Origin of the sequence: Streptomyces sp. NPDC006544 (assembly GCF_040611715.1) — a bacterium.
Classification (GTDB): Bacteria; Actinomycetota; Actinomycetes; order Streptomycetales; family Streptomycetaceae; genus Streptomyces.
Window position 1 is genome coordinate 1 of the sequence record NZ_JBEXOV010000207.1, and the last position, 2,195, is coordinate 2,195.

2 protein-coding genes are annotated in these 2,195 nt (G+C 66.2%); both read left to right on the plus strand.

What is annotated here, in order from left to right; translation table 11 throughout:
* The first annotated feature begins 308 nt into the window (after positions 1 to 308).
* A complete protein-coding gene (locus ABZY44_RS37535) occupies positions 309 to 779 on the plus strand; it encodes a hypothetical protein (RefSeq protein WP_356662013.1) in 471 nt (156 codons plus the stop codon).
* Positions 780 to 1,758: 979 nt separating this feature from the next.
* Positions 1,759 to 2,097, plus strand: a complete 339-nt coding sequence (locus ABZY44_RS37540; RefSeq protein ID WP_356662015.1) for a MerR family transcriptional regulator — start codon at positions 1,759 to 1,761, stop codon at positions 2,095 to 2,097.
* Positions 2,098 to 2,195: the final 98 nt, after the last annotated feature.

The window sequence follows — 2,195 nt, forward strand, 5'->3', positions numbered from 1 at the left end:
AAGACCCCAAGCCGTTCATCTGGACCAAGACAGCCGAGGAGATCCTGGACTCCCTCGCCCGCTTCTGCCGACGGATCTCTGGCGCAGGACACTAGTAGCTGCGCGATCGAGCAGCCCGGGTTGGGCAGCAGGTCCCGCGCGGCACGCAGCGCCTCCCGAACCCATCAACATTGATCATGTAGCGGACCTGCGATGTGCCTCCGAAGCCGTCGGCAAACGACTCCCGAACTTGTGTAGAAAGCCACTCGTCCGAGGCGGTTTCGGGGCAGGGCCGTGTCGCTTCTGCGCGGCCCCGGTATTGACCGGGCATGAGCACCATTCAGCGCTTGGCGGTGGCCGGGCCGGACGAGATCAGGTCCGCCTCCCAGGTCGACGTCCCCGACGCCACGGTGTCGGAGAAGGAGGTAGACGCGGCCGTCGCCCTCGCCGAGACCCTGTCGGGCACGGATATGAGCGAGCTGCGCGACGAGTACCGCGAGGCGCTGGAGAAGGTGATCCAGGCCAAGGCCGCGGGCGCCCGCCTCGAACCGGTCGAAGCGCCCGCGCCGGCCTCTGCTCAGGTCGTCGACCTCATGGCGGTGCTCGAGCGGTCCGTGAGCGAGCCCAAGGCCGCCCGCAGGGGCCCGGACGCCACGGTGCACGACCTCCCCGCGAAGAAGACCACGAAGAAGACGACGCGGCCAAGGAGCAGGCCAAGGAGCAGGCCGCGAAGAAGACTGCGAGCCGCAAGCCCCGCAGCGCCTGAAGGATCAGCCGCACTGGACAGTCGGGCTGGCTGATCGGCGTGCGAAGAGCGCCTGGGCGGTGGGCCTGATGGCGGCGAGGTGAGGCTCGTCGTTGTTCGAGGTCGATTATCTCCCTGCCGAACGCACGGAAATCTGTCGTGACCGGAGTAGACATTGGGCTGTGGCGTGGTTATGGTTTCTCTCGTAGCCCAGAGAGACAGCAGGCCGGGCAGGGACGAACTGCCTGGCAGTCGTACCCGCAGTACAGGTAGTTGCAGTGCAGCAGTGCGGTGTGGTCGTGGAGTGTCGAAGCCGGGCTTGTGCAGGATGGCGACGGGACTGGCGGCCGGACCGGGTGGCCCGCAGTGATCAGGGGCCGCCGTGAGCAGTACCGCGGTTAGCGCAGGTGGCAGTACCCGTAAGTGCAGTTCGCAGTACCAGCAGTTCAGGCAGTTCGCAGTACCAGTAGTTGCCAGCAGTGCCCGCGGTAGGCAGTACCCAGCAGTGAAGTCAGTGAGAGCAGTTCCTCGGTGAAGGCGTCGGCTGCGGGCGCGCCCACCGGGAGGTTCGGTAGTGGGGTTCTAAGCCAGAGTGGACGCAGGACAGGCGACGGGGCTGGCTGCCGGAACGTGGCGCTCGGTCAGGCCGCGCGAGCAGTACAAGCGGTTCGCAGTACAGCAGTAAGTGAGTGAAGTATCCGCAGTTCGCATCACCCAGCAGTACGCAGTACGGGTAGTACCAGCAGTACGCATTCCCCCGCATAAGTAGTTGATCACGAGGGATGAACGGAGGAGTGGCAGCATCATCAGGATCGCCCGGGCGGCATGTTGCGTCCGGGTACCGCAGGACATCGTTTGTGAGGTGGTCTCCGGTCAAGCAACCGCGATCCCCGCGCCTCGGGCAGCAGTCGGGCCAGGCACGCGGAAAGAAGTAGGCCGGCGCAGTTCCAGGGCCGGCAGATGGTGTAGTCAGTTCCTTCGGGGCCCTGGTGCCATAGGCACCAGGGCCCCTCCGCGTTCCAGAGAGAGGTGCGATGACAGTAGATAACTCGCTCGGCCGTCTCGAAGACGACGACTACCCCGCCTACACCATGGGTCGGGCCGCCGAAATACTCGGCACCACACAAGGCTTCCTCCGCGCCATCGGAGACGCCCACCTCATCACCCCGCTCCGCTCCGCCGGCGGCCATCGCCGCTACTCCCGCTACCAACTGCGCATTGCCACCCGGGCCCGGGAGCTCGTCGATCAGGGGACGCCGATCGAGGCGGCCTGCCGGATCGTGATCCTGGAAGACCAGCTTGAGGAAGCGCAGCGCCTTAACGACCAGTACCGCACCGCCGCGGCGGCTGCGAACGCCAAGGCCGCGGCCTAAGCCCAATGCTGGTGACTTAGGTGTCTCGGGCTCGTTGGTTGGGTTGTGGCGAGGGCGGGGCAGGTGAAGTCGTCTGCGGGCGAGCGGTTGTCGGATCG